This is a genomic window from Capnocytophaga sp. oral taxon 336 str. F0502, assembly GCF_000411575.1.
Taxonomy (GTDB): Bacteria; Bacteroidota; Bacteroidia; order Flavobacteriales; family Flavobacteriaceae; genus Capnocytophaga; species Capnocytophaga ochracea.
The window spans coordinates 369,499-385,910 of the sequence record NZ_KE150491.1 but is presented as its reverse complement, the minus strand read 5'-3'; the positions used below and the strand labels follow the sequence as shown (position 1 = coordinate 385,910).

Genomic DNA, 16,412 nt, shown 5'->3' with positions numbered 1-16,412 from the left:
TACCATAAGTAGCCTATGATTAAATAATTAGACGATAATAATCTTTCTATGCATCTAATAACTGCATTACTTTTAAGGCTTGATACACAGTATTGATTCCTTCAAAAATAAGGAGCAAACGCAACCCGTTACGGGTTTCTTTCTCTTGCATACGACACTTGTTAGGGTAACGTTGTACAAAGAGTAGCACCTTTTGAAAACGCTCACTTTGGTAAAATGGACTGTTTTGGTCGGAGATAAAATAGCCTGTCATCTTACCGTTTTTCATCACGAGCTTTTCAATTCCCATACGAGTAGCTATCCATTTCACTCGCACGCTGTTGAGCAAGTCGATAGCTTGGGGAGGAAGTTTGCCAAAACGGTCGGTAAGATTGCGTTGGTACTGCTGTAAAGCTTCCTCATTGGGTAAATTACTCAGTTCGTTATAAAGATTGAGTCGTTCTGCCACTCTATTGACATAGGTATCAGGAAAGAGCAATTCAAAATCGGTGTCTATTTGAGTATCGGTGAGGTAAGTTTTATCTTCTTCGGCAGTGTGATATAGTTCTGAGAACTCATTTTCTTTGAGCTCTACTATAGCTTCTTGCAATATTTTCTGATAAGTTTCGAAGCCTAACTCATTGATAAATCCACTTTGTTCCCCGCCTAAGAGGTCACCAGCTCCACGAATTTCCAAATCCTTCATAGCAATATTTAACCCGCTTCCTAAATCGGAGAACTGAGCTATAGCTTCAATACGCTTGCGGGCATCATCACTCATCGCTACCAACGGAGGGGTGATGAAGTAACAAAATGCTTTTTTATTACTTCTACCTACACGTCCACGCATTTGGTGTAAATCGGATAAGCCAAAATTATGTGCATTATTGATAAAGATGGTATTAGCATTGGGTACATCTAAACCATTTTCAATGATAGTAGTAGCTACTAATACATCGTAAGCACCATCCATAAAGGCTAACATTGTTTCTTCTAATTTTTTTCCGTCCATTTGTCCGTGACCAATGGCTATACGTGCATCAGGTAATAGGCGTTGAATCATACCTGCTACTTCCTGAATATTCTCTACACGGTTGTGCATAAAGAACACTTGTCCGCCTCGCTGAATTTCATAACGAATACCATCGCGTATTATCTCTTCGCTGAAAGGTACTACCTGAGAGTCGATAGGGTAGCGGTTAGGGGGTGGCGTATTGATTACTGATAGGTCGCGAGCTGCCATTAAGCTGAACTGTAAGGTTCGGGGGATAGGTGTAGCAGTGAGGGTGAGCACATCGAGGTTTTCTTTGAGGGTTTTGAGCTTATCCTTCACGCCTACACCAAACTTTTGTTCTTCGTCTACTATCAGTAGACCTAAATCTTTATAAGCAACCTTTTCGCCTACTATCTGATGAGTTCCGATGATGATATCTAATTGACCATTTGCCAGTTCTTCTAAGATAGTTTTCTTTTCCTTAGCTGTGCGGAATCGGTTAAGATAATCGATGCGCACAGGGAAGTCTTTCATACGCTGACTAAAGGTTTGAAAGTGCTGAAAAGCGAGTACCGTAGTAGGTACCAATACCGCTACCTGCTTGCCGTTGTCTACCGCTTTGAAGGCAGCGCGAATAGCTACTTCGGTTTTTCCAAACCCAACATCGCCACACACCAATCTGTCCATAGGTTTTGGACTCTCCATATCAGCTTTTACTTCGGCAGTAGCTTTGCTTTGGTCGGGTGTATCTTCATATAGGAAAGAGGCTTCCAGTTCGTTCTGCATATAGCTGTCGTGAGAGTATGCATACCCTTTAGATTCTTTACGTTTAGCATACAACTGAATCAAGTTGAAGGCTATTTCCTTCACTCTTGTTTTTGTCTTCTGCTTGAGCGCCTTCCAGGCTCCAGAACCTAATTTGTATATCTTGGGTGGCTTGCCGTCCTTACCGTTGTATTTAGTGATTTTATGTAGGGCGTGAATGCTTACGAATAGGACATCGCGGTCGCCGTAAATCAGTTTGATTGCCTCTTGTTGCTTGCCTTCAACCTCTATCTTCTGTAATCCAGCAAACTTGCCAATACCGTGGTCGATATGGGTTACATAGTCGCCTACTTCTAATTGCATTAACTCTTTGAGCGTAATTGCTTGCTTTTTAGCATATCCGTTCTTCAGCTGGAATTTGTAGTAACGCTCAAATATTTGATGGTCAGTAAAGACATTCAGCTTGTGCTCATTATCTATAAAGCCTGCGTGTAGAGAAATCAGTAGCGTTTTGTAATGCACTTTTTGTTCCATCTCCTCAAAGATGTCGTGGAAGCGTTTGGCTTGTTGCTCACTGCCACAGAGGATATAGTTTTGGTATCCCTCAGTGTGTTTATCGTTTAAATAACTGATAAGAAGTTCGAATTGCTTGTTGAATGAGGGCTGTGGTGTAGTGCGGAAAACAATCTCTTTTTCGCCTTTGGAGAAAGATGAGGGAAGATTTATATTTATTTGCTGAAATCTCCCCATTTGGTTTAATAAATCTTCTGATTGACAATATAGCACATCGGGTGTACTGTGTTTTACTTCATTAGGGAGCTTTTCGTAAATGTCAGTAGCTTTAGTGAAGAGCTTGTCGATTTTTGCTCCAAAAGTAGATGTTTCCTTAGATATTAAAAGGGTTTGTTCGCTGATATACTCTAAAAATGATTGACGTACCTCATTACCTTCTTTGTTTTCGACGTTAGGGATAATGGTAATCTTAGAAAGCTGTGTTGTTGATAGCTGTGTTTCGACATCGAAGGTGCGAATACTCTCTACTTCATTGCCAAAGAATTCAATGCGGTAAGGTTCGTTATTTGAGAAAGAAAAAACATCAACAATCCCTCCGCGTACTGAAAACTCGCCAGGTTCGGTTACAAAATCAGTACGATTGAAATTATAGGAGAAAAGCACTTCGTTCAAGAGTTCAATGGTTAGTTGGTCTCCTTTGCTAATCTTTAAGGTATTTTGCTCCAATTGCTTACGAGTGATAACTTTCTCGAAGAGCGCTTCGGGGTAGGAAACTACTATCAGAGGTTGCCCACTATTGCTCAGCTGATTGAGCACTTCAGCACGCAGTAACACGTTGGCATTATCGGTATCTTCAATTTGATACGGACGGCGATAGCTATCAGGAAAGAAGAGTACTTGTTCGCCTACTAAGGTCTCTAAGTCGTTTAACAAATAGGCACTTTCTTCTTTGTCGGGCAAGAGTACCAATAGCGGACGCTTGGTATTAGTATAAACATTAGCGATGAGTAAGGACAGAGAAGCCCCTGCCAAACCATTGGCAACGATATTATGATGTGCTTTAATTTCAGTTAATAAACTTTTATAAGTACTATTTTCTGCGAATAATTGTAATAACTCTTTCACAAATAGGGATTATGATTACAAAGTGCAAAGGTACGCATAAATTAGGAATTAACAACTAATTCATTACAGTTGTTATAAGCTATTTTTTGCATATACAAAAGTTCTTCCAAAACCTTATTGATATCTTTTTCAGGGAACGGCAATGCGATAAGGAGCTCATTGGGGGTTATAGATTTGGACTTCAATAGACTCCAAACTGCTTCTTTAACCTCTTTTTTATCAACTTTTGGAGGAGGTAGTTTGGCAATACAATTTGAACATACTCCACAAGGCTTTTCGGATTTTTCACCGAAGTATTCTAAGAGCTGGATGTTGCGACAAGTATCCTCATTTTGAAGATAGCGGAATACTGCTTCTTGCAAGGTTAGCTTGGTGTGATTGTACTCTTTTAAGTTTTTAGAAATACTATTGATAGTGCGATCATCATCACGAGGCACATTAAAGACAATTTGAATATCAGAAGCTTCGTTTTTTAAGATAGCCATTCCATCGTTGTGCAAATGTTCTAAATTCTTGATGATATCACGATAGTCGAGTTCTGTGAGTTCAGTGATTTTTTCCATCTCCAAAGCTATAGGCTGACTGTAGATAAGAGGGTAAGACCTTATGAGATAGATAACAAGATTTTTTAGATAACGATGCGTTTGTAAATAAGTAATAAGTTGAGGGGCAGGAGCTGTAATATGCAAAGTAACCTTCTTGTAAAATTGCTGGCTGAGTGAAATAATAGACATTCGGTCTAACACCTGCAAACCATTATAGGACTTTATGGGTGATAGCTGATAACGCTTCCAGAAGTCGGGGAAAAAGAAACTGAATATCCCTTCTTGTCCTTCACCTATCGCTATTTGAAAATAAGCATTAAGTTTCGCATAAAGTAGCTTGAGAAAGGGAATGTCTACCAAGTAATCTTTTAGCAGTTTATTAGCATTTTCAACGTCGATTTTACCATAGAATAGGATAGCTTCGGCTGGATTACCGTCGCGACCTGCACGTCCAGCCTCTTGAAAATAGTCCTCTAAGGTTTGAGGTATATCCCAATGAATTACGAAACGCACATCAGGTTTGTCTATCCCCATTCCGAAAGCATTAGTAGCTGCCATTACCCGCACATCGTTCAGCAACCACATACTGAGCTTTTTATTCTTTTCTTCGGCAGGAAGACCTCCGTGAAAATAGGCTGCTGAGATACCGTGATTCTGCAAGAGTTCAGCCAATTGTATGCAACCATTTCTGCTGCGCAAGTATACGATAGTACTCCCTTCGGTCTTTCTTAACAGTTGTAGTAACTCGTGCCATTTATCGGAAACCTTATACACTTTGTAAGCAATATTAGGGCGTGCTAAAGAAGTACTGATAACAGTAGCATTTTCTATACCTAAATGATGTAAGATATCTTGCTGTACTTGATGCGTTGCCGAAGCTGTGAGTGCCAATAATGGGACGTTAGGGAATTCTTCTTTCAGCCATTTACACTGTAAATAAGCAGGACGAAAATCTTTACCCCAATGTGATACACAATGTGCTTCGTCTATCACTATTAAGTTAATAGACATTGCTTTGAGATAGGAGCGCACCAATTCCTGTTGCAGACGTTCAGGGGATAGGTATAAGAATTTGTATTGCCCATAGAGAGCATTGTTTAGCAAGCGTTCGAGCTCAGAGTAGGGGAGACCTCCCGATAACGATAGTGCACGTATTTCTCTATTTTTAAGTGCCTCTACTTGGTCTGTCATTAGGGCTACTAAGGGAGATACAACTATACAGATGCCTTCTTTCATCATAGCAGGCACTTGAAAAGTAATAGACTTTCCTCCACCCGTAGGCAATAAGGCTAAGGTATCTTTTCCGGATAATACCGAGTTGATAACAGCTTCTTGAGAGTTGCGAAAACCGTCGTACCCCCAATACTTTTTGAGTATGTACAGAGGTTCATTCTCCATAAATACTACTGCTTATAACCTTTGTATGCTGGACGCACCAATTGAGGAAAATCAATAAACGGATTACGGTTACCTTGTGCCTTTTCAATCACATTGTTACGCTGACGTTCAAGGTCAGAAACGGGATCTTCGTCATTCCATTTTAGGAGCATTTCAACACCTCCGGTACTAATTTCATTATTTAAAGGTTCGTGATAGCGTAAGTTTAAATACAATACCATTCGCGCTACATCGCCTTTCCATTCATCACCAGGATACCACGTTTTATTACTAAGTTTAGCATTGCCTTTTCCTTCGCTAAATGGGTAGTTTCCTCTGCGAGAATTGACACTCTTATCACATACCCTTAGGTGATGTAAGTCTCCTTTGGCATTATTTTCTATTTTAGACTGAGGGTAGATATGCTCTGTATTAAAAGTAGTGGGACTATATCCTTTATTACCTTCGTACTCCTTCCAGAAACGTTCTTCTCCTGTGTAAACCAGTACAACATTTTGGGGATTTTTAAGGCTTGCATCGGCTTTATAAAGATATTTATGGCGCTCACCATAACCTAATTGATTTTTATGCTTAGTGATAGTAAGAGCTGCTAAATCATCATACAAAGCTGTCCCCGTTTTAGTGAAATCAATCCCTTTATAGTAAGTTTTTAACTCCTCGGGTACTGTAATCTTTACAGGAGGGATGGGCTCCTCAGTAGTGGGAGTAGTGGTGGTAGGAGGGTTAGGAGCAGGAGGTACAACAGGGAGAGGTTGTGCTTGGTCATCATTCTTGCAAGCTAACAAGAGCATTACGAATAATAAAACATAAATTCTTTTCATATGTATTTAAATTTTAGTTATTTGTTTACACGAAAAAGCTAACTTTAGCATTAGTAACGGTTTTCAATAGTACATTCTCATTTTGATGTGTAATATCAGTACTGAAAACAGACTGTTGCATTATACTTCTTTATTTCTTATTTTCATTAAATGATAGTGCAAAGGTACGAAGTAATTATTAAATAAGCAAATATTGATTAATGGTTAATGGTTAATGATTAATGGTGAAATTAAGAAGGCTTATAGGATAAACGAACAACAGGCGAAGGAAGAGTGGGTCTACAGTGGGTCTATAGTGGCTCTACAACGAACAAAAGACGAACGATGAACGAAGGAACAACGAACCTAAGTAGAAGGAAAGTTGAAGCTAAGGCAGAGATAAAAAGAAGGTTATTAGTGGATTTCAACTTTTCCAAAGATTTGGAACTTTGGCAAAGTTTATACAAATGACGGTGCAAGCCACACGGATAGATAGGGGAAAGACAAAGAAAAATTAAGAATAAGAGGGGGACAAAGTGGAAATGAAAGAAAAAAAGAACGCATTTTGCGAATTTAATTCTCAATGGTATGTTGTTAATTGTTAATTAATCATTATCTTTGCCCCCAAAATAAGTACGTATATACGATTTGTTATAAAACAGACTCTTTAGATAAAATACATTTTTCATATATGAAATACAAACGAATTTTACTAAAACTCAGCGGGGAAGCCCTTATGGGAAGTCGCCAGTACGGCATTGACCCCGCACGTTTAAAAGAATACGCTGCCGAAATTAAGGAGGTAGTGAACCAAGGCGTGCAAGTGGCTATAGTAATTGGCGGGGGGAATATCTTCCGCGGGGTAGCTGGTGCTAGCAATGGTATGGATAGAGTGCAAGGCGACTATATGGGTATGCTGGCTACCGTTATCAACTCGCTTGCCCTACAAAGTGCCTTAGAAGACGAAGGACTTTTTAGCCGTTTGCAAACAGCTATCAAGATGGAAGCTATAGCTGAACCTTTTATCAAACGCCGTGCAGTACGCCACTTAGAAAAAGGACGCGTAGTGATTTTTGGAGCGGGAACGGGTAATCCTTACTTTACAACCGATTCGGCAGCGGTACTTCGCGCTATCGAAATCAATGCTGATGTAATCCTTAAAGGTACTCGTGTAGATGGTATCTACAATGCCGACCCTGAAAAAGACCCTAATGCGGTGAAGTTCGACCATATCTCTTTTAATGAGTGTATTGATAAAAACCTTAAAGTGATGGATATGACGGCTTTTACCCTTAGCCAAGAAAACCATTTGCCTATCATCGTATTCGATATGAACAAAAAAGGCAACCTCGCTAAAGTAGTAGCAGGCGAAAATGTAGGAACGACGGTCAATGATTAATGGTTATATTGCGATGCTTCTTTAACAATTGAAGACTAACAACTAACAAATAATTAAAAACAATATACAATGAACGAAGAAATTAATATTATCTTAGAAACTACAAGCGAAGCGATGCAAGAGGCTTTGCAACACTTAGATAAGGCTTTAGCCAATATCCGCGCTGGCAAGGCGAGTCCGCAAATGGTAAGTAGTGTAATGGTGGACTATTACGGGGCGCAAACACCTCTTAGTCAGGTAGCCAATGTATCAGCTCCCGACTCACGTACTATCTCTATTCAACCTTGGGAAAAGAAAATGATTCAGCCTATTGAGAAAGCTATCCAAATAGCTAATTTGGGCTTTAACCCAATGAACAATGGCGAAATGGTGATTATTACCGTACCACCACTTACCGAAGAACGCCGTAGAGAGCTCGTGAAACAAGCCAAAGGTGAAGGTGAAGACGCTAAAATAAGTGTGCGTAACGCCCGCCAAGACGCTAATAAAGAGATTAAAAAGGTAGAAGCTTCGGACGATGTGAAGAAAGAAGCTGAAGAACGTGTGCAAAAGCTCACCGACAAATACATTAAGAAAGTAGAAGAAGTATTAGCTGTAAAAGAAGCTGAGATCCTAAAAGTTTAGTTTAGGTAAGAGATAAGAGATAAGAGGTAAGAGGGTATAGTAATACAATAAGTAATAAGAAATGACAAATAACGAACAAGTAAAGGATTTAGTGAATCGCCTGGGTGCGTTAAGGAGGTATCTTTGACGTAGATGCCAAACGTATTGAAATAAGCAACGAAGAAGAAAAGACTTTTGCACCTGACTTTTGGGATAATGCGAAAGAAGCTGAGAAAGTGATGCGCGAGCTTCGCACTAAAAAGAAATGGGTGGAAGACTATGAGGAAGCCGAAAATCTTACCTCGGATATAGAAGTACTACTTGACTTTTTTAAAGAAGGCGAAGCTACTGCGGAGGATGTAGACCACCAATACACCCAAGCTTTACACGCTATTGAAGCATTGGAGTTCCGCAATATGCTTTCGGACGAGGGCGATACGATGAGTGCGGTATTGCAAATTACGGCAGGCGCAGGTGGTACTGAAAGCTGTGACTGGGCATCGATGCTACTACGTATGTACACGATGTGGTGCAATAACCAAAAATATAAGGTAAAAACACTTAACTTCCAAGAAGGTGATGTGGCAGGAGTAAAAACGGTTACCATAGAGATTGAAGGCGAATACGCTTTTGGCTACCTAAAAGGTGAAAATGGCGTACACCGATTGGTACGTATCTCACCTTTTGATAGTAATGCTAAACGCCATACTTCTTTTGCCTCGGTATACGTGTATCCTTTGGTAGATGATACTATTGAAATAGACATTAATCCCGCTGATATTACCTTTGAGACGATGCGCTCCAGTGGTGCTGGCGGGCAGAATGTAAACAAGGTAGAGACAGCTGTACGTTTGCGTCACCACCCTACGGGTATCATTATTGAGAATTCCGAAACCCGCAGTCAGTTGGATAATAAGAACAAGGCGTTGCAACTACTCAAATCGCAGTTGTATGAGATAGAGCTCAAAAAGCGTCAAGCCAAGCGTGATGAGATAGAGGCAGGAAAGATGAAGATAGAATGGGGCTCACAAATACGCAACTATGTAATGCACCCCTACAAACTTGTGAAAGACGTACGCACCAATTACGAATCTACTGATGTAGATAGCGTAATGAACGGTGAATTAGATGAGTTTCTCAAAGCCTACCTAATGCTTATGGGTACGAGCCGTACGGGCGATTTGTAATGGTTAACGAATTAATGGTTAGTGGTTAATACTTTTGGAATATGGGGGTAATGAATGATAATAAAATAGTAGTTTATCAGGTGCTTACAAGGCTTTTTGGCAATACTAATACCACTAATAAACCTTGGGGGACGATAGAAGAGAACGGTGTAGGTAAGTTTGCTGACTTTACTACAAAAGCTCTTGAAGAACTCAAAGCATTAGGAGTAACACATATTTGGTTTACGGGGGTGTTACACCACGCTCTTACTACCGACTATACAGCTTATGGCATCAGCAACGACTTTCCCGCAGTGGTAAAAGGTCGTGCGGGTTCGCCTTATGCTATTAAGGATTACTACACTGTAAACCCCGACCTTGCCGATGACCCTACACAACGCTTGGAGGAATGGGAAGCCCTCATCGCCCGTACCCACCAATGCGGATTGAAAGTAATAATGGACATAGTGCCTAACCACGTGGCGCGTCGGTATGAGAGTATAGCCAAGCCGGAAGGCACACGCGGTTTTGGTGAAGACGATGATACCACTGTACAATATGCGGTAAATAACAATTTCTATTACAATCCTAATGAAGCTTTTCAGTTGCCTGAGGGTATTTATGGTGAGTATCACGAGTTTCCTGCTAAATGGACGGGCAATGGAGCACGTGCTTCTAAACCCGACCGCAATGACTGGTATGAAACGGTAAAACTCAACTACGGGGTACGTCCCAACGGTACTAAAGATTTTGCTGAACTACCTGCAAGCTTTGAAAATGAAGATACTGAAGCACATTACCACTTTTGGGCTGATAAAACAGTACCCGACACTTGGAGAAAATTTAAAGATATAGCCTTGTATTGGCTCGGGAAAGGAGTAGACGGCTTCCGTTATGATATGGCTGAAATGGTGCCGGTGGAGTTCTGGAGTTATCTCAATTCGGCTATCAAGCACCAGAATCCAAAGGCATTTTTATTGGCTGAAGTATACAATCCTAATGAATATCGTCCTTATCTGCATTTAGGCAAGATGGACTATCTATACGACAAGGTGCAACTGTACGACACTTTGCGCAATATTGTAACTCACGGACACAGCACTGATGCCATTGCCCCTATACAGCACAACCTTGCTGATATTGCACATCGTATGTTACACTTCTTGGAGAACCACGACGAACAGCGTATAGCTTCGCCTGAGTTTGCGGGATATGCTGAAAAAGCTAAACCAGCGATGACAGTCTCTACGTTTATTAGCGAGTCGCCGGTGATGCTGTATTTTGGTCAGGAAGTAGGGGAGAAAGCAGCGGAAGTAGCAGGATTTGGTAGTCCGTCGCGTACGTCTATTTTTGATTATATAGGTGTTCCTGCACACCAACGCTGGGTGAATAATAAGTGCTTTGACGGCGGTCAGTTATCAGAGGCAGAACGTTCTTTACGCAATTTCTACCAGCGATTGCTCAACTTAAAAGTGAATGGGGCTTATATTGATTTGCACCAATACAATCGGCAGCATACAGAGTATTACAACGATAGGGTGTACAGTTTTGCAAGAGGCAATGAGGACGAACAGTGGGTGATTGTGAGCAACTTTAGTGAGCATGACTACTTTGGTTTTGACTTGCAGTTGCCAGCTTACTTGTTGGGTAGTTGGTTCTTAAACGATGGTACTTATACGCTTACCGATGCTCTTTACAATGAAAAACACACTACCTTACAGATTGTAAACGGCAAAGGAAGATTGCGAGTAGATATAGCGCCTTTGGAGTCTTTAATATTCAAAATTAGCAAATTAGTAGATTCGTAAATTATGAACATTCATTTTATAGTAGCTCCCAGTACGCATTTGCGTCCGTTAATGGCTGAGCTACACAAAAGACATCATATCACTACACTCCCCGAAGAGATGACGGCTACAATTGATTACGTGGTGGTAGACTCACATCTTTCTCATACACACCCAGACTTATTACAAGCGCAACACTTAGGACTTAATATTCTATCGCCTACCTCTTTTCTATACGAATACTTTAAACACAAAACTCGTGTAGTAATTACAGGTAACAAAGGAAGAAAAGAAGTATTGGCAAGGGTGCTCCACACTATGGATTTTTGTAATCAACCAGTGAGCTACTACTTTGAAAGTCCTATCCAAGGGAAGCAAGTGCATTTTGCTGATACTGAATTTGTGCTTATAGAAGGTAATGAAGAGGGGGCTATGTTGCACCCCACAGTAGCTCTTATCAGCGATATGATAGAAGAAAATAAAGATATTTATAAACAATTTATAGAGGGGATAACCAAAGGAGGAATACTCATTTACAATGAAGAAGACCTGCTATTAAATGAGTTAGTAGGGAATAATGAGAGTCCTATTCGCAAGATGGAGTATAGTATTCCAGCGTTTGAAACTCATAATGGTGAGACTTACCTCATTACCCCCGAAGGCGAATTGCCCTTGGGTGAAACAAGTGATGAACAATTGAGCTATATAGAAGCAGCCAAATGGGTATGCCAGAATATGGGCATAGACGAAGCCGACTTTTATGAGGCAATGGCAAGTATTTAATAAGATAATAATTAAAAATTTAGATATATGAAGTTTTATTTTTCACTCATAGTTTTAGCTTTAAGCTTTTTTACAGCTTGTAATTCGAGCAATCAAATAAGTAAAGATGAGGTATCTAACCTTATTGCTGATTATTTAGAAGAGAACCCTTTATTTGAGACAGGGAAATTTAATACCAATAAGCAGAAGTTAGACAGTACTAAAGACAAAGATTTGCTAATTACTATACAGGAATTAGCAGATGAAGGGCTTATTGATATTAATAATGAGAAAAGTAGGAAGAGATGGTTTTCAAAGGATAGCGTATATATAATCTCTCCTACTCTTACTAAAGAAGCACTTCCTTACCTTGTGAAACAGAACAAGAACAGTGCTAATGTTAAAACAATCATTTATAAATTAAATGATAAAGGGATTACTATTGAGAAGAACTCAGAAAAGGTGGTTATTTGTAATGTAGTATTAGATAAAGAGAAAACACCTTTTTATAATTTTGGTAAAGACCCGTATCCTAATACAACCTTTATTACTCAGAAATTTAAGCTGAAATACAATGAGAAAAATGGCTGGAAGATTATAAAGAAATAAACTTATGAAAAACGTAACTATACTTGGTTTGGTACAAGCATTATTAAGCCTTATATCTGGGGTTTTAATATCCAAAATGTCGTTTATAGGGAAAATAGGCATAAGTACAATGTACCGTGAGTATACCATTTTCAAAACTTGGTGGAAAACGGCTCTTTTATTATTGGTAATACAGTTAGTACTTATTGCTGTATTACAACTGTTTAAAGCAAAAGTAAGCGTATCGTTTAGTAGATTATTAGCCTTTTTACTTATTGTTTTAGGAGGAATAGGAGCTTACTTTACCTATATTGACTTCACAACTACTTCACATAAAATGATGAAGTTGAGCTTTCATTTAGGGTTTTATCTCTTTTGGGTAGGGTGGTTTATCACTTGCTTTTATTATTTGTTGTTCAAGAAGAAGAAAAAAGAGGATAATATTCAGCAAGATATCTTATTTGCCGATACAGAAGCGGGAAAAGATGTTTCCTAAGACCTCTTCATTGCTTACAGCTCCTGTGATAGAACCTAAATGATAGAGAGCTTCGCGGATATCGATAGCTAATAGGTCACCTGAAAGTTGTAATTGTAATCCTTGTTCTATTCTTTCAATACTTTGTAAGGTATTGTGTAGAGCTTCGTAGTGGCGGATATTAGTAATAATAGTTGCTTTACCTGTATTATTAAGACTTTGAGCATAGTGAGAGAGAAAATCTTTAAGGGCTAAAATATTGTTTCCTTCTTTAGCTGATATTCTTAGTAGTGTATCAGTATAGCCTTTCAAGGATTGTAAAATCTCATTATCAAAAGGAGTTATATTACTTTCTGTTGATAAGTCAGTTTTGTTGTGTAATAGTACAAATTTGGTTCCTTCGCGGTAATTTTCTTTTACAAAGGAAATAATCTCTTGGGCAGAGCTATCTTTTACATCGAATAAGTAGAGCACAATAGAGGCTTTTTCTATCTTTTCTTTAGCTTTTTGTACACCTATAGCCTCGATTTGGTCTTGAGTATCACGAATTCCTGCGGTATCAATAAAACGAAAAGCAATGCCTCCTATATGAAGCGTTTCTTCAATAGTATCGCGGGTAGTACCTGCAATATCCGATACAATAGCGCGTTCTTCGTTCAGAAGGGCATTTAATAAAGTAGATTTGCCCGCATTGGGCTTCCCTACAATAGCCACAGGAATACCATTTTTTAGTACATTACCTACTGAAAATGATTGTAAGAGAGATAAAACAGTGGTTTTAATAGTGCTCAAAAGCGCTTTAAACTGAGTTCTATCGGCGAACTCTACATCTTCTTCCGAAAAGTCTAATTCAAGTTCTAATAATGAGGTAAAGTTTAATAATTCTTGTCGTAATCCTTCTATCTCAGAAGTAAAACCACCTCGCATTTGCTGTAATGCTACCTGATGAGAAGCCTTACTATCGGAGGCAATCAAATCGGCAACGGCTTCCGCTTGATTGAGCGCTAATTTACCATTGAGAAAAGCACGTTTGGTGAACTCCCCAGCATCGGCTAAACGAGCTCCTTTTGCCAAGCACAGCTTGATAACTTCTTCTACGATATAATTACTTCCGTGACACGAAAACTCAACTACGGGCTCACCTGTATAAGATTTAGTTCCTTTGAAAATAGTAGCCAAACACTCATCGATTACTTGGTCTTTACTTTCGAGAGTTCCTAAATGAACTGTATGTGACGGAGCTTCAAGTAAAGATTTTCCAGTATAAGGTTTGAACACCGAGTCGGCAATGGCAATGGCTTCTTTTCCCGAAAGGCGAATTACAGCAATAGCACCGACCCCTGAAGCAGTTGCCAAAGCTACAATCGTATCATTTATATATAACGAATTATCTCTCTTCATTCTATGTTATTGAAAATTGGTGCAAATGTAGTGATTTTTTCATTACTATCAATCTACTAATTTTCAAAAACCTCAAAGCGATTATCTTCATAAAAGAAAATAATTCGTTTAATATGCTTATCAGTGGATAATGGTAAAGCTTTTGTCTCTACTTGCTTTTCTTCTATTGCAGCAGAAGGTGGAGCAGGAGTAGGGGCTTGCATTTCTATTTCAGGAATATCACTGAAAAGGTCAGGTTGTTGCGTTTTTTTAGCGCTAGCAAGTTCTTTATCTTCCTTACGAGGGAAACTTCCTTTTCCTTGTGTAATCCAATACATATCTACTTCAGGAAATTTTTCGATGAGCTTTAGGATAAAATCCAAGCTCGGTTTGTTGCGTTCTGATAAGAGATGAGAAATTCCTGAACGCTGAATCTCTAAGCTATCAGCAAAGGCTGCAGCATTTAAACCGTAATAATCCATCACTTGTTGTAAGCGAATGGCAAAGTCTGATGTGTTTAACATTGTAACGTTTGTTTATTTTTCTAAGAATGCACAAATGTAAATCAATATTTTGAGATATACAAGTATAAACAAGGATATTTTCAATCATATTAAAGTGTTTATTTATGATTACAACGTAAATCATTCGTTTATAGTATTATATAAAACTACTATAAAAATAATCTATAGGTATAATTATTGTGAAAATGGTATTTCAGAATAGGAGGGAAAGCCTTTTTATAGAGCATAATAATCGTTGATTAGTATATTTAGTATAGTTGATAGTTTTACAATTGTGAATATTAAATGATACAAATATAACGCTTAAATATAAGGAAACTTTTACTTTATTACAGGTTGTACTTTAATGAATATTTATTACTTTTGCTTTTAAATATTAATATACAGATGAAAAAACAGCTTTTTGGGCGTTATATCACTTATCCGATGATAGCCCCACTTTTAGATAAATACCCTTTTGAGGAGGTAATATCCTTAGGTACTTCAGTTAAAGGGACAGCTATTGACCTGTACAGAGTAGGAAAAGGCAATAAAAAGATACTTATGTGGTCGCAAATGCACGGTAATGAATCAACTACTACCAAAGCGCTTTTTGATGTTTTAAACAAGCTTAAAACAGCTGATTTCTTATCGGAATTAAGTGTTTATTGCATTCCTATGCTTAATCCCGACGGTGCTGAGGTGTTTACACGTGTAAATCATAACGGCGTAGACCTTAACCGTGATGCCGATGAACTTACACAACCTGAGAGTAAGTGTTTACGGAAAGCTTATGAACTTGTACAGCCCAATTATTGCTTTAATCTGCACGACCAGCGCACTATTTTCAGTGTAGGACAGACACCTTTGCCAGCTACAGTTTCTTTCTTAGCACCTGCTTATAATGAAGAGCGCAGTATTAATGAAGTACGGCAGAAGGCAATGGAAGTGATTATAGTAATGAATAACACTTTACAGCACCATATACCTAATCAGGTAGCGCGTTTTGACGATAGTTTTAATATCAATTGTACGGGAGATAAGTATACACAATTAGGTACACCCACTATTCTTTTTGAAGCAGGGCACTTTTCTAATGATTACAATCGTGAACAAACGAGAGTATATATTGCTATGGCTATATTTAGAGCTCTACAATATATTGCCACTTGTGATGTTACAAATGTGAACCATAAAGATTACTTCAGTATACCTGAAAACGATAAATGTTTTTACGATATTATTTTAAGAGACGACACCCATCGTGGTAATGATGTAGGTATTCTTTATAAGGAAGTTTTGGAGAATGGACAAATCTCGTTTGTGCCTTATATTGCTGAGATTGATGATTTATCTAAAAAATACGGACATAAAGAAGATGTTTTATCGAAGTTTATAAGTTCAGCTATTGATAGAGATTATATTAAAAATCACTTGGATTTATCGACATTGAAAATAGATTAATGGTGAATGGTTAATGATTAATGGCTAATTAGGTGGGGCTTATAGGAAACTTATAGAATAGACGAACAATGAGTGGGTCTACAGTGGGTCTACAGTGGGTCTACAGTGGGTCTACAGTGGGTCTACAGTGGGTCTACAGTGGGTCTACAGTGGGTCTACAGTGGGT

Annotated in this window: 13 protein-coding genes; 8 read left to right on the top strand and 5 right to left on the bottom strand. The window is 38.8% G+C overall.

Annotated elements, in window-relative coordinates; translation table 11 throughout:
• Nucleotides 1–46: 46 nt before the first annotated feature.
• Genes mfd through HMPREF1528_RS09675 form a run of 3 tightly spaced genes read right to left on the bottom strand, consistent with a single transcriptional unit; the run spans nucleotide 47 to nucleotide 6,140 of the window.
• Complete coding sequence (gene mfd, locus HMPREF1528_RS09685) at nucleotides 47–3,376, bottom strand: transcription-repair coupling factor (RefSeq protein ID WP_016479604.1); 3,330 nt, start codon at nucleotides 3,374–3,376, stop codon at nucleotides 47–49.
• A 41-nt stretch (nucleotides 3,377–3,417) separates the two neighbouring features.
• Complete coding sequence (locus HMPREF1528_RS09680) at nucleotides 3,418–5,319, bottom strand: ATP-dependent DNA helicase RecQ (protein ID WP_016479603.1); 1,902 nt, start codon at nucleotides 5,317–5,319, stop codon at nucleotides 3,418–3,420.
• A gap of 5 nt (nucleotides 5,320–5,324) precedes the next feature.
• Nucleotides 5,325–6,140 (bottom strand): endonuclease I family protein, encoded by an 816-nt coding sequence (locus HMPREF1528_RS09675; protein ID WP_016479602.1) that lies wholly within the window; start codon nucleotides 6,138–6,140, stop codon nucleotides 5,325–5,327.
• 670 nt (nucleotides 6,141–6,810) lie between these two features.
• Here HMPREF1528_RS09675 and pyrH point away from each other — a divergent pair.
• From pyrH to HMPREF1528_RS09640, 7 genes are all read left to right on the top strand, one after another.
• A complete protein-coding gene (gene pyrH / locus HMPREF1528_RS09670) occupies nucleotides 6,811–7,518 on the top strand; it encodes a UMP kinase (RefSeq protein WP_002671891.1) in 708 nt (235 codons plus the stop codon).
• A 69-nt stretch (nucleotides 7,519–7,587) separates the two neighbouring features.
• On the top strand, nucleotides 7,588–8,142 hold the full coding sequence (frr, locus tag HMPREF1528_RS09665; RefSeq protein WP_009750469.1) for a ribosome recycling factor: 555 nt from the start codon (nucleotides 7,588–7,590) through the stop codon (nucleotides 8,140–8,142).
• 61 nt (nucleotides 8,143–8,203) lie between these two features.
• Nucleotides 8,204–9,308 (top strand): peptide chain release factor 2 gene (gene prfB / locus HMPREF1528_RS09660; protein WP_015782918.1). Its coding sequence is split into 2 segments (ribosomal slippage): nucleotides 8,204–8,263 and nucleotides 8,265–9,308, totalling 1,104 coding nucleotides; the frame shifts between segments, so codons are not numbered across the junction.
• A gap of 41 nt (nucleotides 9,309–9,349) precedes the next feature.
• On the top strand, nucleotides 9,350–11,095 hold the full coding sequence (locus HMPREF1528_RS09655) for an alpha-amylase family glycosyl hydrolase (protein ID WP_016479599.1): 1,746 nt from the start codon (nucleotides 9,350–9,352) through the stop codon (nucleotides 11,093–11,095).
• A gap of 3 nt (nucleotides 11,096–11,098) precedes the next feature.
• Complete coding sequence (locus HMPREF1528_RS09650; RefSeq protein ID WP_016479598.1) at nucleotides 11,099–11,857, top strand: hypothetical protein; 759 nt, start codon at nucleotides 11,099–11,101, stop codon at nucleotides 11,855–11,857.
• 27 nt (nucleotides 11,858–11,884) lie between these two features.
• Complete coding sequence (locus HMPREF1528_RS09645) at nucleotides 11,885–12,445, top strand: hypothetical protein (protein ID WP_009750472.1); 561 nt, start codon at nucleotides 11,885–11,887, stop codon at nucleotides 12,443–12,445.
• 4 nt (nucleotides 12,446–12,449) lie between these two features.
• Nucleotides 12,450–12,920 carry a hypothetical protein gene (locus tag HMPREF1528_RS09640; protein WP_016479597.1) on the top strand — a complete coding sequence of 157 codons (471 nt, stop codon included), beginning with the start codon at nucleotides 12,450–12,452 and terminating at the stop codon, nucleotides 12,918–12,920.
• On the opposite strand, the gene mnmE is transcribed toward HMPREF1528_RS09640, so the two are convergent.
• Nucleotides 12,882–14,300, bottom strand: a complete 1,419-nt coding sequence (gene mnmE, locus HMPREF1528_RS09635; protein WP_016479596.1) for a tRNA uridine-5-carboxymethylaminomethyl(34) synthesis GTPase MnmE — start codon at nucleotides 14,298–14,300, stop codon at nucleotides 12,882–12,884. The genes HMPREF1528_RS09640 and mnmE overlap by 39 nt on opposite strands.
• Before the next feature lie 56 nt (nucleotides 14,301–14,356).
• On the bottom strand, nucleotides 14,357–14,803 hold the full coding sequence (locus tag HMPREF1528_RS09630; RefSeq protein WP_016479595.1) for a helix-turn-helix domain-containing protein: 447 nt from the start codon (nucleotides 14,801–14,803) through the stop codon (nucleotides 14,357–14,359).
• A gap of 387 nt (nucleotides 14,804–15,190) precedes the next feature.
• Here HMPREF1528_RS09630 and HMPREF1528_RS09625 point away from each other — a divergent pair, with 387 nt between their 5' ends.
• Nucleotides 15,191–16,246: a M14 metallopeptidase family protein gene (locus HMPREF1528_RS09625; RefSeq protein ID WP_016479594.1), complete on the top strand. Its 1,056-nt coding sequence runs from the start codon at nucleotides 15,191–15,193 to the stop codon at nucleotides 16,244–16,246.
• Nucleotides 16,247–16,412 lie beyond the last annotated feature (166 nt).

Bases quoted from the DNA above. Each gene is read 5' to 3' on its own strand.
- HMPREF1528_RS09640 (WP_016479597.1), top strand. From the start codon at position 12,450: ATGAAAAACGTAACTATACTTGGTTTGGTACAAGCATTATTAAGCCTT.
- pyrH (WP_002671891.1), top strand. From the start codon at position 6,811: ATGAAATACAAACGAATTTTACTAAAACTCAGCGGGGAAGCCCTTATG.
- HMPREF1528_RS09675 (WP_016479602.1), bottom strand. From the start codon at position 6,140: ATGAAAAGAATTTATGTTTTATTATTCGTAATGCTCTTGTTAGCTTGC.
- HMPREF1528_RS09650 (WP_016479598.1), top strand. From the start codon at position 11,099: ATGAACATTCATTTTATAGTAGCTCCCAGTACGCATTTGCGTCCGTTA.
- HMPREF1528_RS09625 (WP_016479594.1), top strand. From the start codon at position 15,191: ATGAAAAAACAGCTTTTTGGGCGTTATATCACTTATCCGATGATAGCC.
- frr (WP_009750469.1), top strand. From the start codon at position 7,588: ATGAACGAAGAAATTAATATTATCTTAGAAACTACAAGCGAAGCGATG.
- HMPREF1528_RS09655 (WP_016479599.1), top strand. From the start codon at position 9,350: ATGGGGGTAATGAATGATAATAAAATAGTAGTTTATCAGGTGCTTACA.
- HMPREF1528_RS09645 (WP_009750472.1), top strand. From the start codon at position 11,885: ATGAAGTTTTATTTTTCACTCATAGTTTTAGCTTTAAGCTTTTTTACA.
- HMPREF1528_RS09630 (WP_016479595.1), bottom strand. From the start codon at position 14,803: ATGTTAAACACATCAGACTTTGCCATTCGCTTACAACAAGTGATGGAT.
- HMPREF1528_RS09680 (WP_016479603.1), bottom strand. From the start codon at position 5,319: ATGGAGAATGAACCTCTGTACATACTCAAAAAGTATTGGGGGTACGAC.
- mnmE (WP_016479596.1), bottom strand. From the start codon at position 14,300: ATGAAGAGAGATAATTCGTTATATATAAATGATACGATTGTAGCTTTG.